This window comes from Phycisphaeraceae bacterium (assembly GCA_019636735.1).
In the GTDB taxonomy this organism is placed as follows: Bacteria; Planctomycetota; Phycisphaerae; order Phycisphaerales; family SM1A02; genus VGXK01.
Genome location: JAHBWY010000029.1, coordinates 1 through 2,064, shown reverse-complemented (window position 1 = coordinate 2,064; position 2,064 = coordinate 1). Strand labels below are relative to the sequence as shown.

1 protein-coding gene is annotated in these 2,064 nt (G+C 61.9%); it reads left to right on the top strand.

Annotation, left to right across the window (positions count from 1 at the left end; translation table 11 throughout):
• Positions 1 to 405: 405 nt before the first annotated feature.
• The gene (locus KF724_13885) at positions 406 to 1,533 is read left to right on the top strand and encodes a hypothetical protein (protein MBX3356779.1); all 1,128 of its coding nucleotides are present in this window, start codon (positions 406 to 408) and stop codon (positions 1,531 to 1,533) included.
• The last annotated feature ends 531 nt before the right edge of the window (positions 1,534 to 2,064 follow it).

Here is a 2,064-nt window from a genome sequence, read left to right as displayed (position 1 = left end):
ATCTGAAAGGCCCGGTTTCATCGAGATTGTTCAGAGGTCCCCGAAGTCTCTGAGTCTCTGCCCGCGAGCCGGTCACGGGTTATCGCGGGGTCGGTCCCGCTTGAGCGCTCCCAACCCCCTGGGTGGCGAGCGCTAGGCGCTTAGGACGGCGTGATGGTATCGCATCACGGCAAGCAGCCTGCGCCGGCTCTCGCTCGTGCGGCATAGATCCCCCTTGGCGCCGCCCGGCCGAGCCGCAAGGCTCGCCGGGCGTTGTTGATTGGAAAACCAGATTCGGCGCGGAATCTCTCTTGACGCCGAGTTCGATCGCGTTATCTTCCAACATTCCCGGCGTGATCGCCGGGCTGCGCCGAGCGGGGCGATGCAACTGTTCGACCGTGGGCCATAGTTGCGAGATTAGACATCATGCAAAACTTCAGTCTGGGTCGGTTCGTGCTTGTGCACGCGCTCATTGCTGGGATCCTGTCGCTCGGGTTTCCGGCGACAGCGAGGGGGAGTTGCGCCGCCGCTTCGGCGACAGTTGCAGGCTCCGTGATTGTGGTGGCAGCGATTGCGACGCCAGTGCCTACTCCGGAAGAGGAAGAGTTGGCGGAGGCGCTCGCGGGCTTAATCGACTTGCTTGAGAACGGACTGCCAGCGAAGCGCGAGATCATCGCGGACATCAATGGGGACGACATCGCCGACGAGGTAATCCGATCGCCCGGAACCATCGCAGCGGCGGACGGCTTCATCGAAGTTCGCTCAGGCACAACGGGGAGCCTCATCTTCACGCTCCTTCCGCGGCCCAACGAGCGCCTCTTTGGATTTCGGGCCTTCACCCCCGGAGATATCAACGGCGATGGTGCTCCAGAGATCGTCGTCGCAACTGCCATCGCCGACCTTGAAAAGGGGGCGCTCGTGGTGTTCTCTGGCGCGACCGGCATTCGCCTCGGAGCTGCGATCGAGTCGGAAGCGCCACAGGGTTTCACGGTCGAGATCTATGGCGACATCAGCAATGACGCCGCGGTCGCGTGGCCAGACATTGAGCTCATGGCGTCAGCCGTCAATGGCTCGCAGAGCCTGAGTTCTAGCGAACTCGTCCGCTATGATCTGGACGGCGATGGCGTCGTCTCAAGCATCGATTTCGCGATCATGCTCGAGCGTGCGCAACAGGAACCCGGAGTCGGCACGGGAGTATCCGTTGCCGCGGGGATCGCGGCGATTGCGGCGGTTGGAGGATGGCGATGCTACCTGAAGCTCGCCGTCATTGCCCTTCAAATCCTCGCGATTATCGCAGTTGCTGTCGGATGCGCCCCGCTCGTCGGCCCCGCATGGTACGCGTGCGTGGTCGCTCTGGGCTGTCAGATCGTCGCCCTCATTAATCAGATTGGTGCCGTATTGGCGCAGTGCTTGGGAGCCCAAGATCCTGCTCTTGAAGCGCTCGAGTTGCTTGCCGCCATTGCCGGAGCGTTCTGTGCGGGCGGCGCTGGGCTCTTGCAGCAGTGGCCAAACCTGCTGCGACTCCTCCGGCAGCTCACAGTGTCAATTGGGTGAGTTCGCAATCGAGGACGAGCGATGCAGATCATGGATGTGATCCAGGTGCTGGCGCCGCTCCTCGCAGTTCTATCAGGGGCCGCCTTCCTCTGGTCGGTACGAGATCAGATCCAGGCCAGGTCGGCACGACGTTGGCGGTTCATTGTGTGGAGCATGTCGATCGCAGTAGTGGGTATCTTCGTGTGCACCGTGGCAATCCTTCTCAGCATGGCAGGGGTTCTGCCCCCATGACTGGTTGGCGCTCCGGAGGGTGACCGATGCGAGTATTCGGGAGCCTGCCTGAGCAGACTCGCGGACCAGCCCAGTGATTTCCAACATCGTCTGGGTTTGCAACTCCCCGGTTATGCCTGTCCGCACGATGTCTCTAATTGCACCCTACCCCGATTTCGAAGACCGTCCGACGCGCTCTACTTCAACGAATCGGCGAAACTCCACCGACCCACGGGTAAACGATGAACGCCTCGGCCCGACGGTCGAGGCGTTCGTCTTCCAAACGCAAGGAATTCGCAGGTGTTTCGCGTCCGTCCCGCG

Coding starts and splice junctions, on each gene's coding strand:
- KF724_13885 (MBX3356779.1), top strand. CDS start 406: ATGCAAAACTTCAGTCTGGGTCGGTTCGTGCTTGTGCACGCGCTCATT.